Origin of the sequence: Pseudomonas mandelii (assembly GCF_900106065.1) — a bacterium.
Lineage (GTDB): Bacteria > Pseudomonadota > Gammaproteobacteria > Pseudomonadales > Pseudomonadaceae > Aquipseudomonas > Aquipseudomonas mandelii.
Genome location: NZ_LT629796.1, coordinates 6,834,947 through 6,850,416, shown reverse-complemented (window position 1 = coordinate 6,850,416; position 15,470 = coordinate 6,834,947). Strand labels below are relative to the sequence as shown.

At 60.1% G+C, this 15,470-nt stretch carries 13 protein-coding genes; all 13 read right to left on the bottom strand.

What is annotated here, in order from left to right; all coding sequences use genetic code 11:
* The 13 genes from nuoM to aceA all read right to left on the bottom strand — a co-directional run bounded on the left by nuoM (position 1) and on the right by aceA (position 15,434).
* Complete coding sequence (gene nuoM, locus BLU63_RS31805) at positions 1-1,533, bottom strand: NADH-quinone oxidoreductase subunit M (protein WP_010458848.1); 1,533 nt, start codon at positions 1,531-1,533, stop codon at positions 1-3.
* 40 nt (positions 1,534-1,573) lie between these two features.
* A complete protein-coding gene (nuoL, locus tag BLU63_RS31800) occupies positions 1,574-3,427 on the bottom strand; it encodes an NADH-quinone oxidoreductase subunit L (protein ID WP_010458850.1) in 1,854 nt (617 codons plus the stop codon).
* The gene (gene nuoK / locus BLU63_RS31795; protein WP_010458852.1) at positions 3,424-3,732 is read right to left on the bottom strand and encodes an NADH-quinone oxidoreductase subunit NuoK; all 309 of its coding nucleotides are present in this window, start codon (positions 3,730-3,732) and stop codon (positions 3,424-3,426) included. The genes nuoL and nuoK overlap by 4 nt, the downstream gene beginning before the upstream one ends.
* Positions 3,733-3,734: 2 nt before the next feature.
* Positions 3,735-4,238 carry an NADH-quinone oxidoreductase subunit J gene (gene nuoJ / locus BLU63_RS31790; protein ID WP_007905076.1) on the bottom strand — a complete coding sequence of 168 codons (504 nt, stop codon included), beginning with the start codon at positions 4,236-4,238 and terminating at the stop codon, positions 3,735-3,737.
* A 9-nt stretch (positions 4,239-4,247) separates the two neighbouring features.
* The gene (gene nuoI / locus BLU63_RS31785) at positions 4,248-4,793 is read right to left on the bottom strand and encodes an NADH-quinone oxidoreductase subunit NuoI (protein WP_007905075.1); all 546 of its coding nucleotides are present in this window, start codon (positions 4,791-4,793) and stop codon (positions 4,248-4,250) included.
* Positions 4,794-4,805: 12 nt separating this feature from the next.
* Positions 4,806-5,813 carry an NADH-quinone oxidoreductase subunit NuoH gene (gene nuoH / locus BLU63_RS31780; protein WP_008146046.1) on the bottom strand — a complete coding sequence of 336 codons (1,008 nt, stop codon included), beginning with the start codon at positions 5,811-5,813 and terminating at the stop codon, positions 4,806-4,808.
* Positions 5,810-8,524, bottom strand: a complete 2,715-nt coding sequence (gene nuoG, locus BLU63_RS31775; RefSeq protein WP_083377169.1) for an NADH-quinone oxidoreductase subunit NuoG — start codon at positions 8,522-8,524, stop codon at positions 5,810-5,812. The genes nuoH and nuoG overlap by 4 nt, the downstream gene beginning before the upstream one ends.
* Positions 8,525-8,661: 137 nt before the next feature.
* Positions 8,662-10,017 carry an NADH-quinone oxidoreductase subunit NuoF gene (gene nuoF / locus BLU63_RS31770; protein ID WP_010458862.1) on the bottom strand — a complete coding sequence of 452 codons (1,356 nt, stop codon included), beginning with the start codon at positions 10,015-10,017 and terminating at the stop codon, positions 8,662-8,664.
* Positions 10,014-10,511 carry an NADH-quinone oxidoreductase subunit NuoE gene (nuoE, locus tag BLU63_RS31765; RefSeq protein WP_007946422.1) on the bottom strand — a complete coding sequence of 166 codons (498 nt, stop codon included), beginning with the start codon at positions 10,509-10,511 and terminating at the stop codon, positions 10,014-10,016. The genes nuoF and nuoE overlap by 4 nt, the downstream gene beginning before the upstream one ends.
* 2 nt (positions 10,512-10,513) lie before the next feature.
* On the bottom strand, positions 10,514-12,298 hold the full coding sequence (gene nuoC, locus BLU63_RS31760; protein WP_083377168.1) for an NADH-quinone oxidoreductase subunit C/D: 1,785 nt from the start codon (positions 12,296-12,298) through the stop codon (positions 10,514-10,516).
* A 72-nt stretch (positions 12,299-12,370) separates the two neighbouring features.
* The gene (locus BLU63_RS31755) at positions 12,371-13,045 is read right to left on the bottom strand and encodes a NuoB/complex I 20 kDa subunit family protein (RefSeq protein WP_010458867.1); all 675 of its coding nucleotides are present in this window, start codon (positions 13,043-13,045) and stop codon (positions 12,371-12,373) included.
* A gap of 10 nt (positions 13,046-13,055) precedes the next feature.
* Positions 13,056-13,469, bottom strand: coding sequence for an NADH-quinone oxidoreductase subunit A (locus tag BLU63_RS31750; protein WP_003223812.1), 414 nt, complete (start codon positions 13,467-13,469; stop codon positions 13,056-13,058).
* Between the two features lie 639 nt (positions 13,470-14,108).
* Positions 14,109-15,434, bottom strand: a complete 1,326-nt coding sequence (gene aceA, locus BLU63_RS31745; RefSeq protein ID WP_010458877.1) for an isocitrate lyase — start codon at positions 15,432-15,434, stop codon at positions 14,109-14,111.
* Between the last annotated feature and the right edge of the window lie 36 nt (positions 15,435-15,470).

The window sequence follows — 15,470 nt, the reverse complement described above, 5'->3', positions numbered from 1 at the left end:
TTACCGGGCCGAAGCGAGTTGAGTGAAGGCGGTGCCGAGCCATTGCTGCACGCCATGCATCGTCGCAGCAGAGGTATCGAGGAACGGTTGCGGGTACACGCCGATGTAAATCAGCAGTGCCGCCAGACCGACCACCATGATCAGTTCGCGACCATCCATGCCATGCAGCACCGCGTCCGATTTGGACGGGCCGAAGTAGGCACGGTGGATCATGATCAGCGAGTAGACCGAACCGAACACCAGACCGGACGTCGCGATGATCGTGATCCATGGGGCGGCCGGGAACGTGCCGATCAGGATCAGGAACTCACCCACAAAGTTACCGGTACCCGGCAAGCCCAGGGACGCGGCGGCAAAGAACAGGCTGATGGCAGGCAGGTAAGCGATCTTCGACCACAGGCCACCCATTTCACGCATGTCGCGGGTGTGGGTGCGTTCGTACAACTGACCGCTGAGGATAAAGAGTGCCGCGGCCGACAGACCGTGCGCCAGCATCTGCATCACCGCGCCCTGCAGCGCCAGTTGGCTGCCGGAGTAGATGCCGATCAACACGAAGCCCATGTGGGAAACGGAGGAGTAGGCGATCAGACGCTTGATGTCGGTTTGGGCGAAGGCCAGGAACGCACCGTAGAAGATCCCGATCAGACCCAGGGTCATGGCAATCGGCGCGAACTCGGCCGAGGCATTCGGGAACAGCGGCAGGGCGAAACGCAGCAGACCGTAAGCCGCCGTCTTCAACAAGATACCGGCCAGGTCGACCGAACCCGCTGTTGGTGCCTGGGCGTGAGCGTCAGGCAGCCAGGAGTGGAACGGCACCACCGGCAGCTTCACCGCGAAGGCGATGAAGAAGCCGAGCATCAGGATGTACTCGGTGGTGAGCGACATCTTGGTTTTCAGCAGGTCGGCATAGTTGAACGTGATCACGCCGGTGCTGTTGAAGTTGACCAACACCAGACCCAGGATCGCCACCAACATGATCAGGCCGGACGCCTGAGTGAAGATGAAGAACTTGGTCGCCGCGTAGATCCGGGTTTTCTTGCCGTCCGAAGAACTGTGACCCCAGAGCGCGATGAGGAAGTACATCGGCACCAGCATCATTTCCCAGAAGAAGAAGAACATGAACAGGTCGAGGGCGAGGAACACGCCGACGACACCGCCCAGGATCCACATCAGGTTCAAGTGGAAGAAGCCAACGTGACGCTGGATCTCTTTCCACGAGCAGAGTACCGAGAGGATACCCAGCAGACCGGTCAGCAGGATCATCAGCAGCGACAGGCCATCGAGCGCCAGGTGCACGCTGATGCCGAAGCGCTCGATCCAGATGTGCTTGAACTCAAGCGCCCAGGTCGGATCGGCGCCAGGCGCCGGAGCAAATGAATAATTACCGTGGGCCCACAGCCAGAGGCCGAGCGCGAGTTCCAGGGTCATGGTCAACAGCGCAATCCAGCGGGGGAGGGTAGCGCCGAAGCGCTCACCCATCCAGCACAGCAGGCCGCCGATGAAGGGGATCAGGATTAGCCAAGGCAGAATCATGACGGGCTCAATTCCTTTCGCAAGTTCGCAAGGTTCATATTCAGACCGCTACCAGCACGATGGCGCCGATGACCAGCACGGAGCCGGCTGCCATCGATGCCGCGTACCAACGCAGTTGACCGGTTTCGGTACGGCTCAGGGCGGTGTGACCGCCTTTGGCCATACGCGGGATCAGACCGATGGTCTGGTCGAGCGGGTCTTTGCGCAGTGCGTGGCTGATCGCAAGGTATGGCTTGACGAACAGTTTGTCGTAGATCCAGTCGAAGCCCCAGGCAGCGAACCACCAGGCCGAAAGGAAGCGGCCGATGCCGCTGTTGGCGATTGCAGTGACGAAACGACGCTTGCCGAGGAACAGCAGCGCGGCCAGCAGGATACCGGCCAGGGCGATGGCGCCCGAGGCGATTTCCAGGCTGTGCTTGGCTTCGCCGCCGGCATGGCCGACGCTTTCCGGCAGCACGCCGTGCAGCGGTGGAACGATCATCGCGCCGACGAAGGTCGACAGCACGATCAGCACCGACAGCGGCAGCCAGTGAGCGATGCCGTGACCGGCGTGCGCTTCAGTCTTCGCTTCACCGTGGAACGCGATGAAGATCAGGCGGAAGGTGTACAGCGAAGTCATGAACGCGCCGACCAGACCTGCGTAGAGCAGACCGTGGTTGCCGCTGGCAAACGCTTCCCAGAGGATTTCGTCCTTGGAGTAGAAGCCTGCGGTCACCAGTGGCAGGGCGGACAGTGCCGCGCCGCCGACGATGAAGCTGGCGTAGGCCAGCGGCAGTTTCTTCCACAGGCCGCCCATCTTGAAGATGTTCTGCTCATGGTGGCAGGCAACGATCACCGCACCGGACGCAAGGAACAACAGTGCCTTGAAGAAGGCGTGGGTCATCAGGTGGAAAATCGCGCCATCCCATGCGCCAACGCCCAGCGCCAGGAACATGTAGCCGATCTGGCTCATGGTCGAGTAGGCGAGGATACGTTTGATGTCGGTCTGGACCAGTGCGGCAAAACCGGCGAGTACCAGGGTTACGCCGCCGACGATGCCAACGAGCTGCAGGATGTCCGGCGCCAACGCAAACAGGCCGTGGGTACGGGCAATCAGGTAGACGCCCGCGGTCACCATCGTTGCGGCGTGGATCAGTGCCGAAACAGGGGTAGGACCGGCCATTGCGTCCGCCAGCCAGGTTTGCAGTGGCAGTTGCGCGGATTTACCGACAGCGCCGCCCAGCAGCATCAGGGTGGCCATGACCATCCAGAAGTCGCCGGCCTGGAATTTCTGCGGTGCCAGCACCAGCAGTTCCTGGATGTTCAGCGTGCCCAACTGTTGGAACAGGATGAACAGGCCGATCGCCATGAACACGTCGCCGATACGGGTCACGATGAAGGCTTTGAGTGCCGCGTTACCGTTGTTGCGGTTGCTGTAGTAGAAACCGATCAACAGGTACGAGCACAGGCCCACGCCTTCCCAACCGAAGTACAGGAACAACAGGTTATCGCCCAGGACCAGGAACAGCATGCTGGCGATAAACAGGTTGGTGTAGGCGAAGAAGCGCGAGTAACCGGCTTCACCGCGCATGTACCAGGACGCGAACAGGTGGATCAGGAAGCCGACACCGACGACCACGCCGAGCATGGTCACGGACAGGCCATCCAGGTACAGCGCGAAGTTCGGCGTGAAGCCTTCCACCGCCATCCACTGCCACAACACTTGCGTGTAGTGACCGCCTTCAGGCGGGGCGACGTTGAATTGCCAGATCACGTAGGCCGTGACAATGGCAGACAAGCCGATGGAACCGACGCCAATCAGCGCCGACAGGTTTTCCGAGAAGCGGCCGCGTGAGAACGACAGCAGCAGGAAACCTATGAGAGGGAATACGAAAGTCAGATAGAGAAGATTCATCCGCGCATCTCGCTGGCAGCGTCGATATCGAGAGTGTGGAAGCGGCGATACAGCTGCAACAGAATCGCCAGGCCAATACTGGCCTCGGCGGCTGCCAGGCTGATCACCAGGATGAACATGATCTGTCCATCCGGCTGACCCCAGCGGCTACCGGCGACGATGAAGGCCAAGGCGGAGGCATTCATCATGATCTCCAGGCTCATCAGCACGAAGAGAATGTTGCGCCGGACCATCAGGCCGACCAGACCGAGGCAGAACAAGATGCCGGCGACCGCCAGACCATGCTCCAAAGGGATAGCAGGCATCGTCATTGCTCCTTGGCTTCGTTGCGGCCCAAGTGGAACGCCGTGACGGCTGCGGCAAGCAGCAGCATCGAGGCGAGTTCGACCACCAGCAGATAAGGACCGAACAGGCTGATGCCCACGGCCTTGGCGTCTACGGTGGTGTGGCCGATGGCCTGGCCGCTGGCGTCGCTGAACAGTACGTACAACAGTTCAACCAGCAGCAGGGTGCCGAGGGCGACCGGTCCGAGCCAGATGCCGGGCTTGAGCCAGACGCGCTCTTGCTGAACCGAGGCCGGGCCCAGGTTCAGCATCATCACCACGAACACGAACAGCACCATGATGGCGCCAGCGTAGGCGATCACTTCCAGCACACCGGCAAACGGTGCGCCGAGGGCGAAGAACGTCATGGCCACGGCGATCAGCGAAATGATCAGGTAGAGCAGGGCGTGCACAGGGTTAGTGTTGGTGATCACGCGAAGCGTGGACACCACAGCGATACCCGATGCGAAATAGAAAGCGAATTCCATCTTTCTTCCTTAAGGCAGCAAGCTCTTCACGTTGATCGGCTGGGCTTCATTCTGCGCGGAGCCTTTAGGCTTCCCGGCAATCGCCATACCTGCAACACGATAGAAGTTGTAATCAGGGTTTTTACCGGGGCCGGAGATCAGCAGATCTTCTTTCTCGTAAACCAGGTCCTGACGTTTGAACTCGGCCATCTCGAAATCCGGTGTCAGCTGGATCGCGGTGGTCGGGCAGGCTTCCTCGCAGAGGCCGCAGAAAATGCAGCGCGAGAAGTTGATGCGGAAGAAGTCCGGGTACCAGCGACCGTCTTCGGTTTCAGCTTTCTGCAGCGAGATGCAGCCAACCGGGCACGCCACGGCGCACAGGTTGCAGGCGACACAACGCTCTTCGCCATCAGGGTCGCGGGTCAGGACGATACGGCCACGAAAGCGCGGCGGCAGGTACACGGCTTCTTCCGGGTACTGCAGCGTGTCGCGCTTGCGGAAGGCATGGCCGAAGATCATCACCAGGCTGCGAAGCTGGGTGAAGAAGCCATGCACGATGTCAAATATGTACTTCATGATTCTCTATCCTCACTGAGCCGCGACGGCGGGCGTGTTGAGCAACACGATCGCAGCGGTCACCAGCATGTTGACGAGGGTCAGCGGCAGGCAGAACTTCCAGCTGAAATCCATCACTTGGTCATACCGTGGGCGCGGGATCGAGGCGCGCAGCAGGATGAAGAACATGATGAAGAACGCGGTTTTGAGCGCGAACCAGATGAACGGGATCTGCGGCAGAATGCCGAACGGACCGTGCCAGCCACCGAAGAACAAGGTCACCAGCAGCGCCGAAATCAACACGATGCCGATGTACTCGCCGACGAAGAACATGCCCCATTTCATGCCGGCATATTCAATGTGGTAACCGTCGGCCAGTTCCTGCTCCGCTTCCGGCTGGTCGAACGGGTGACGGTGAGTTACGGCGACGCCGGCGATGAAGAAGGTCAGGAAACCGAAGATCTGCGGAATCACGAACCACAGGTTCTGCGCCTGGTATTCAACGATGTCGCGCATGTTGAACGAGCCGACCTGGATCACGATGCCCATCAGCGACAGGCCCATGAACACTTCGTACGACACGGTTTGCGCCGAGGCCCGCAAGCTGCCCAGCAGGGCGAACTTGTTGTTACTGGACCAGCCGGCAAACAGCACCGCGTAGACCGACAGACCGGCCATGGCGAAGAAGAACAGGATGCCGATGTTGATGTCCGCCACACCCCAGGTCGGGGTGATCGGGATGATCGCGAAGGCAATCAGCAAGGCGCTCATGGCCACGACCGGTGCCAGGGTGAAGATCACCTTGTCGGCGAACGGTGGCGTCCAGTCTTCCTTGAAGAACATCTTGATCATGTCGGCTGCAATCTGGAATGCGCCGAACGGGCCGACGCGGTTCGGACCGTAACGGTCCTGCCAGAGGGCGAGCAGACGACGCTCGACCCAGCTCAGCAGCGCGCCGCACACCACCACGGCGAGCAGAATCACGATGGCCTTGAGGACCGCGATGATCACGTCAATCACTTCAGGCGTGAACCAGGTCATTGAGCTGCCTCCTGCAGACCGTCAACGGTTTTGCCAAAGATCGCTGGCGGAATGCCGGCGATACCGGCCGGCAGTGCGACCAGACCGGCACCCAGCTCTTCGTTGATGCGCAGCGGCAGACGCAAGGTCTGGCCGGCCACGTTCAAGCTGAGCAGGGCGCCGTCATTGACACCCAGGCGATCGGCTTCGGATTTGGCCAGCGACACGTAAGCGGCCGGGATGCGTTCCTGAACCGGCGCGGCTTTGGAAGAGGTCTCTTCGCTGCCGAACAGGTGGAAGAACGGCACAACCTGCCAGGTGCCCGGCGCCGGGTTGAATGCACGTGGAACAGCCGCGAACCAGTTCAGCGAATCACCGGTGCTTTCGATCAGGCGGGTGCCCGGGTCGCCAGCGCGGATGTGACCACCGACTTCGTCCTGGAACTTGTTCCAGGCTTGCGGCGAGTTCCAGCCCGGAGACCAGGCGAATGGCACTTGCTGACGCGGTTCGACCGAGCCCGAGTAACCTTCCATGGAGAAGGAGAACGCGGTGTCGATGTCCTGGGAAGTACGCGGTTCGTGCACGCTGATGTCGGCGCGCATGGCGGTACGGCCGGAGTAACGCAGCGGTTCGCGAGCCAGTTTCAGGCCTTTGATGCGGAACGCGGCGGACGGCGCAGCGTCGACGATGCCCGCCAGTTGCGGTGTGCTGGCGGCGACGGCGGCGGTGACGTGGTCCAGTTGGGTCCAGTCGATCGGCTGGTTCAACAGGGTGGCGCGCAGGGCATGCAGCCAGCGCCAGCCTTCGTGAACCAGGATGCTCGCGTCGAGGTAAGTCGGGTCGAACACCTGGAAGAAGCGCTGGGCGCGACCTTCCTGGCTGACCAACGTACCGTCGCCTTCAGCGAAGCTGGCCGCTGGCAGAACCAGGTGCGCGCGATCGCTGGTGGCGGTTTTCTGATGGTCTGCAACGATCACCACTTTCGCGGCGGTCAGGGCAGCATCAACCTTGGCTTTGTCGGTGCGGGTGTACAGATCGTTTTCCAGCACGACGAGGGCGTCGGCCTTGCCGTCGATCACCGCTTGCAGCGCTGCGTCGACCGAGTCACCACCGAGCATGGCCAGGCCGAGGCTGTTGGCCTCTGGCACGATCAGGCTGATGGAACCGTTCTTCTCGCGCAGCTTCAAGGCTTTGGCGATGTTGGCGGCGGCTTCGATCAGGGCTTTGGAGCCCAGGGAAGTGCCGGCAATGATCAGCGGGCGCTTGGCCGCGAGCAGGGCGTCGGCGATGCGCTTGGCCAGTTCGAGGGCTTCAGCATCGAGGCCTTCAACCGCCGGGGCGCTGGCGTCGAGGGCGTGAGCCACGGCGAAACCGATGCGCGCCAGGTCGTCTGGAGCGGCGTGAACGCATTCTTCAGCGATGTCGTCGAGCTTGGTTTCAGCCAGGCTGGCGATGAACAGCGGGTTCAGCGCGTGCTGACCGATGTTCTTCACTGCCGCGTCGAGCCAAGGCTGAACGCGCATGGCATCGGCCATGTCTTCGGCTTTGCCTTTGACCGATTGACGCAGGGACAGGGCCATACGTGCAGCGGTCTGGGTCAGGTCTTCGCCGAGGACGAAAATCGCATCGTGGTCTTCGATGTCGCGCATGTTCGGGATCGGCAGCGGGCTGTCTTTCAACACCTGCATGACCAGGCGAATGCGTTCCAGCTCGGCGGCTTCGATACCGGAGTAGAAGTGCTCGGCGCCGACCAGTTCGCGCAACGCGTAGTTGCTTTCGAGGCTGGCACGTGGCGAACCGATACCGACAATGTTGCGACCACGCAGCAGGTCGGCGGCTTTATCCAGCGCTTCGTCCAGGCCCAGCTTGGCGCCGTTGGCCAGCAATGGCTGACGCGGGCGGTCTTCGCGGTTGACGTAGCCATAGCCGAAACGGCCACGGTCGCACAGGAAGTACTGGTTGACCGAACCGTTGAAGCGGTTTTCGATACGACGCAGTTCACCGTAGCGCTCGCCCGGGGAGATGTTGCAACCGCTGGAGCAGCCATGGCAGATGCTCGGCGAGAACTGCATGTCCCACTTGCGGTTGTAGCGCTCGGAGTGAGTCTTGTCGGTGAACACACCGGTCGGGCAGACCTCGGTGAGGTTGCCGGAGAACTCGCTTTCCAGGGTGCCGTCTTCAACGCGACCGAAGTACACGTTGTCGTGGGCGCCGAACACACCGAGGTCGGTGCCGCCGGCGTAATCCTTGTAGAAGCGCACGCAGCGGTAGCAAGCGATGCAGCGGTTCATTTCGTGGGAAATGAACGGGCCCAGTTGCTGGTTCTGGTGAGTGCGCTTGGTGAAGCGATAACGGCGCTCGTTGTGGCCGGTCATCACGGTCATGTCTTGCAGGTGGCAGTGACCGCCTTCTTCACAGACCGGGCAGTCGTGAGGGTGGTTGGTCATCAGCCATTCGACGACGCTGGCGCGAAACACTTTCGCTTCTTCGTCGTCGATGGAGATCCAGCTGCCGTCGGTGGCGGGGGTCATGCAGGACATGACGATCCGACCACGCTTGTCGTTCTCGTCGGTGTACTGCTTGACCGCGCACTGGCGGCAAGCGCCAACGCTGCCTAGGGCTGGGTGCCAGCAGAAATAAGGGATATCGAGGCCTAGCGACAGACATGCCTGTAACAGGTTGTCTGCCCCATCGACTTCGAGCTCTTTGCCGTCTACGTGGATAGTGGCCATGGTTCAAAGTTCTTCGTTGGCCCGGTGTCAGCGGGCGTGGCTAATGGAATCTTGTTATTCGCGTGAATCAACACAGCCGTTTACGGCGTCATCACACGACAAAGCGAAGGGCACGGACCCTTCGCTTTTTTAAGCGTTTACGCGCCGACTACGATCGGCCTTGCCAGAGGCGGGACGACGGCGCTGGTGGGCGCGATGCCGGCTTCGAACTCGTGGCGGAAGTATTTGATTGCGCTGCCCAACGGCTCCACGGCGCCCGGTGCGTGAGCACAGAAGGTCTTGCCTGGGCCGAGGAAACCGACCAGACCCAGCAGGGTCTCGATATCGCCGGCTTGCCCTTCACCGTTTTCGATGGCGCGCAGAAGCTTGACGCTCCACGGCAAACCGTCACGGCACGGGGTGCAGAAACCGCACGATTCACGGGAGAAGAACTCTTCCATGTTGCGCAGCAGGGACACCATGTTGACGCTGTCGTCCACCGCCATGGCCAGGCCGGTACCCATACGGGTGCCCACTTTGGCGATGCCGCCGGCGTACATTTGTGCGTCCAGGTGTTCCGGCAACAGGAAACCGGTACCGGCGCCGCCTGGCTGCCAGCACTTGAGCTTGAAGCCATCGCGCATGCCGCCGGCGTAGTCTTCGAACAACTCGCGACCGGTGACGCCGAACGGCAATTCCCACAGGCCCGGGTTCTTGACCTTGCCGGAGAAGCCCATGAGCTTGGTGCCCATGTCTTCGCTGCCTTCGCGGGCCAACGATTTGTACCAGTCCACGCCGTCGGCAATGATCGCCGGCACGTTGCACAGGGTTTCAACGTTGTTCACGCAAGTTGGCTTGCCCCACACGCCAACGGCGGCAGGGAAGGGCGGCTTGGAGCGCGGGTTGGCGCGACGGCCTTCCAGGGAGTTGATCAGTGCGGTTTCTTCACCGCAGATGTAACGCCCGGCGCCGGTGTGGACGAACAGCTCGAAATCGAAGCCGCTGCCCAGGATGTTCTTGCCCAGCAGACCGGCTGCCTTGGCTTCTTCCACGGCACGGTTGAGGTGCTTGGCGGCGGTGGTGTATTCGCCACGCAGGAAAATGTAGCCACGGTAGGTTTTCAGCGCGCGAGCACTGATCAGCATGCCTTCGATCAGCAGATGGGGCAGTTGCTCCATCAGCATGCGGTCTTTCCAGGTGTTCGGTTCCATCTCGTCCGCGTTGCACAGCAGGTAGCGGATGTTGATGGATTCGTCTTTGGGCATCAGGCCCCACTTCACGCCCGTGGGGAAGCCTGCACCGCCGCGACCTTTAAGGCCGGCGTCTTTCACGGTCTGGACGATGTCGTCCTGAGCCATGTCAGCGAACGCTTTGCGCGCTGCCGCGTAACCGTTCTTGGCCTGGTACTCGTCGAGCCAGACAGCTTCGCCGTCGTCGCGCAGACGCCAGGTCAGCGGGTGAGTCTCGGCCGAACGCTTGATGCGGTTGGCTGGACCGAAGGAAGTCAGGGTCATACGTAGCCCTCGAGCAATTTGGCAACGCCGGCAGGCTGCACATCGCCGAAAGTGTCGTCGTCGATCATCAACGCCGGCGCCTTGTCACAGTTGCCGAGGCAGCAGACCGGCAGCAGGGTGAAACGACCGTCGGCGGTGGTCTGACCCAGGCCGATACCCAGATTGCTCTGGATTTCGCTGACCACCGATTCATGGCCGCCGATGTAGCAGACCATGCTGTCGCAGACGCGAATGATGTGACGGCCCACTGGCTGACGGAAGATCTGGCTATAGAACGTCGCCACGCCTTCAACGTCGCTCGCCGGGATGCCGAGGATCTCGCCGATGGCGTAGAGCGCGCCGTCAGGCACCCAGCCACGTTCCTTCTGGACGATCTTCAGGGCTTCGATCGACGCCGCGCGCGGGTCTTCGTAGTGATGCAGCTCGTGCTCGATGGCCGAGCGCTCGGTTTCACTCAAGGTGAAACGGTCTGTCTGGATAAGCGTGCTGTTCATGCTTAGCGGTCCACGTCGGCCATAACGAAATCGATACTACCCAGGTACGCGATCAAGTCCGCGACCATGCTGCCTTTGATCACCGAAGGGATCTGCTGCAGGTGCGGGAAGCTTGGGGTGCGAATCCGGGTGCGGTAGCTCATGGTGCCGCCATCGCTCGTCAGGTAATAACTGTTGATGCCCTTGGTCGCTTCGATCATCTGGAAGGATTCGTTGGCCGGCATGACCGGGCCCCACGAAACTTGCAGGAAGTGCGTGATCAGGGTCTCGATGTGCTGCAGCGTGCGTTCTTTCGGTGGCGGCGTGGTCAGCGGGTGATCCGCCTTGTACGGGCCTTCCGGCATGTTGCGCATGCACTGCTCGATGATCTTGATGCTCTGGCGCATTTCTTCGACGCGCACGATGCAACGATCGTAGGCATCGCCATTGACGGCCAGCGGCACTTCGAATTCGAAGTTCTCGTAACCGGAGTACGGGCGCGCTTTGCGCAGGTCGAAGTCGCAACCGGTCGAACGCAAGCCTGCACCAGTGACGCCCCATTCGAAGGCTTCTTTGGTGTTGTAGGCGGCGACACCGATGGTCCGGCCTTTGAGGATGCTGTTGTCCAGCGCGGCTTTCTGGTATTCGTCCAGGCGCTTTGGCATCCACTCGACGAAGTCTTTCACCAGTTTTTCCCAGCCGCGCGGCAGGTCGTGAGCGACGCCGCCGATGCGGTACCAGGCCGGGTGCAGACGGAAACCGGTAATGGCTTCGATCACCGTGTACGCCTTCTGACGGTCGGTGAACGTGAAGAACACCGGGGTCATGGCGCCGACGTCCTGGATGTAAGTCCCCAGGAACAGCAGGTGGCTGGTGATCCGGAAGAACTCGGCCATCATGATGCGGATGACGTCGACCTTCTCGGGCACCTTGATGCCGGCCAGCTTCTCGACCGAGAGCACGTACGGCAGGTTGTTCATCACGCCGCCGAGGTAGTCGATACGGTCGGTGTACGGAATGAAACTGTGCCAGGACTGACGCTCGGCCATCTTCTCGGCACCACGGTGGTGGTAACCGACGTCCGGCACGCAGTCGACGATCTCTTCACCGTCCAGCTGCAAGATGATGCGGAACGCACCGTGCGCAGAAGGGTGGTTAGGACCGAGGTTGAGGAACATGTAGTCCTCGTTCGCCCCGGAACGCTTCATGCCCCAGTCTTCAGGCTTGAAGCGCGCGGCTTCTTCCTCAAGCTGTTGCTTGGCCAGGGTGAGGCTGAACGGATCGAACTCGGTGGCACGGGCCGGGAAGTCCTTGCGCAGTGGGTGACCTTCCCAGGTCGGCGGCATCATGATGCGGGTCAGGTGCGGGTGACCGGCAAAGTTGATGCCGTACATGTCCCACACTTCACGCTCGTACCAGTTGGCGTTCGGCCAGATACCGGTCACGGTCGGCACGCTAAGGTCGCTCTCGGACAAGGCGACCTTGATCATGACGTCACTATTACGTTCGATCGACATCAAGTGATAGAACACAGTGAAGTCGGCGCCGTTTGGCAGCCCTTGACGCTTGGTGCGCAGACGCTCGTCCACGCCGTGCAGGTCATAGAGCATGACGTACGGCTTGGGCAGGTTGCGCAGGAAGGTCAGGACTTCGACGAGTTTGGCACGGGCAACCCAAAGCACCGGCATGCCGGTGCGGGTAGGCTGGGCGGTGAACGCCTCGGGGCCAAAACGGTTGTTCAGTTCGACGACCACATCCTGGTCGTCTGCCTTATAAGGCGGGATGTACAGAGCACTGCCTGTAGTCATGGTTATTTATCGCTTTCGGTCAACGTAAAGAATGAAGCCAGTTTCTCGTTCTATTAAAGAAGCAGAGCTGGATCAGACTTCGTCGGGGCTGCGCAGGTTGGTGACTGCGATTCGCTGTTCGCGGCGCTGTTCCTTTTGCGAAGGCATCTCGGCGCGGTACACGCCTTGATCACCGACGACCCAGGAAAGCGGACGACGCTCCTGTCCAATCGACTCTTGCAAGAGCATCAAGCCTTGCAAAAAAGCTTCAGGGCGGGGCGGGCAGCCAGGCACGTAGACGTCCACGGGCAGGAACTTGTCCACCCCTTGAACGACGGAGTAGATGTCGTACATGCCACCGGAGTTGGCGCACGAACCCATGGAGATAACCCATTTAGGTTCGAGCATTTGCTCGTAGAGACGCTGAATGATCGGCGCCATCTTGATGAAGCAGGTACCAGCGATAACCATGAAATCCGCCTGACGCGGCGATGCCCGGATAACCTCGGCGCCAAAGCGCGCGATGTCGTGGGGCGCCGTGAAGGCGGTGGTCATTTCCACGTAGCAGCACGAAAGACCGAAGTTATACGGCCACAGGGAGTTCTTGCGCCCCCAGTTGACTGTGCCGTTAAGCACGTCTTCGAGCTTGCCCATGAAGATGTTTTTGTGGACTTGATCTTCTAACGGATCGGAAACGGTTTCCCGTTCGCCAATCGGATACTGCTCGTTAGGAGCATCGGGGTCGATCCTGGTGAGATTGTATTGCATTGCCAAAGCCTCATTGTTTCAGCTTCGCCTGCCGCTTGCGACGAGCTTCCGGAGCCCAGTCAAGGGCGCCCACTCGGAACAGGTAGACAAGACCTGCCAACAGAATTGCTATGAAAACGAGAGCTTCGACGAATCCGGTCCAGCCGCTTTCGCGGACGGACACAGACCAGGCAAAGAGAAAGAGGGCTTCGATATCGAAGATCACGAAGAGCATCGCGACCAGATAGAATTTGGCTGAGAGCCGCAAGCGGGCGCCACCTGTAGGTAGCATGCCTGACTCGAACGGTTCGTTTTTGCTGCGGCCCCAGGCTTTTGACCCGAGGAGGCTGGAGACGCCGAGCATGAAGGCGCAGAGGCCGACAACGCCCAGAAGGAAAATGGCAAAGCCCCAGTTGTGGGCCATGAGTCCTGTCGCTTCGGGCATGCTGGAAATCCTTAACAGAGAGCAAAGGTCTCTGAGCTTGAAAAAGAAACAACGCAGTGACGATATGTCGCAGCAATCAATCCCGCTGATTTTATGGCACAACACCGTGCAAGTAAAATTCCTATAGCGAAATTATTTACAGGAATAAGGACATAGCGCACCTCCAAAGCCACGCAGCCCATGCGTTGCGGGCATTAGCCGGGTTTTCATCAATATTGTTTTGTAGGGAATGTAACGAACATAGTTGCCGCCAAATGACAATCATTATTGTTTGCGATGGTTTTTAAACTGGTTATCCAGGTTGGGGCGGGGAAGTTGTCTTATATGCGCGTTACTACAAGTAGCGGGCGGGGTTGTTTTACCCTGCTTTCCTGATCTTGAAACTGCTCTGAATCAAGGTTTTTGGCTGCACGCGTTCCCCCGTAGGAGCGAGGCTTGCCCGCGAAGAATACGCCGCGGTGCTTCAGACTTACCGCGTCATCGTTCTTCGCGGGCAAGCCTCGCTCCTACGGGGGGGGCGGTGGTGTTTCAAAAAATGCAGGCAAAAAAACGCCCCGAACCAGTCGGGGCGTCAGATGTGCGACGTTGCGGTTAGCTTTCTATTCGGTCCGCAACGGCCGTTTGCTCAGGCGAATCGGATCAGTGGAACTGTTCTTCTTCGGTCGAACCGGTCAGGGCGGTTACCGAAGACGTGCCACCTTGAATCACGGTGGTCATGTCGTCGAAGTAGCCGGTGCCCACTTCCTGCTGGTGAGCCACGAAGGTGTAGCCCTTCGAAGCGTCAGCGAACTCTTGCTCTTGCAGTTTCACGTAGGCAGTCATGTCGTTGCGGGCGTAGTCGTGCGCCAGGTTGAACATGCTGTGCCACATGTTGTGAATGCCGGCCAGGGTGATGAACTGGTGCTTGTAACCCATGGCGGACAGTTCGCGCTGGAACTTGGCGATGGTCGCGTCGTCCAGGTTTTTCTTCCAGTTGAAGGAAGGCGAGCAGTTGTACGACAGCAGTTGGTCCGGGTATTCCTTTTTGATCGCTTCAGCGAAACGACGAGCTTCGTCCAGGTCCGGCTTGGCGGTTTCGCACCAGATCAGGTCGGCGTACGGAGCGTAAGCCAGGCCGCGAGCGATCGCCTGGTCCAGGCCGGCGCGTACTTTGTAGAAGCCTTCCTGAGTACGTTCGCCAGTCACGAACGGCTGGTCGTATGGGTCGCAATCGGAAGTCAGCAGGTCAGCCGCGTTAGCGTCGGTACGAGCCAAAATGATGGTCGGTGTGCCAGCAACGTCAGCTGCCAGACGAGCAGCGGTCAGCTTCTGTACAGCTTCCTGGGTAGGAACCAGTACTTTGCCGCCCATGTGGCCGCATTTTTTCACGGAAGCCAGTTGGTCTTCGAAGTGAACGCCGGCGGCGCCTGCTTCGATCATGCTCTTCATCAGCTCGTAAGCGTTCAGAACGCCGCCGAAACCGGCTTCAGCGTCAGCCACGATCGGTGCGAAGTAGTCGATGTAACCTTCGTCGCCCGGGCCTTTGCCGGCTTTCCACTGGATCTGGTCGGCACGACGGAACGAGTTGTTGATGCGCTTGACCACGGTTGGAACCGAGTCCACCGGGTACAGCGACTGGTCCGGGTACATCGATTCGGCGGAGTTGTTGTCCGCAGCAACCTGCCAGCCCGACAGGTAGATCGCCTGGATACCGGCTTTGACTTGTTGTACAGCCTGGCCGCCGGTCAGGGCGCCCATGCAGTTGACGAAATCTTTATCAGGACGGAAGGATGGCTTGGCGCCCTGGGTGACCAGGTTCCACAGCTTCTCGGCGCCCAGTTTTGCAAAGGTGTGCTCAGGTTGAACCGAGCCACGCAGGCGGACGACGTCAGCAGCGGAGTAAGCGCGTGTCACGCCTTTCCAGCGTGGGTTTTCAGCCCAATCTTTTTCGAGGGCTGCAATTTGCTGTTCGCGTGTCAGTGCCATGGAGATAAACCTCGTCGCATAGGTCTGTGTGGAAAA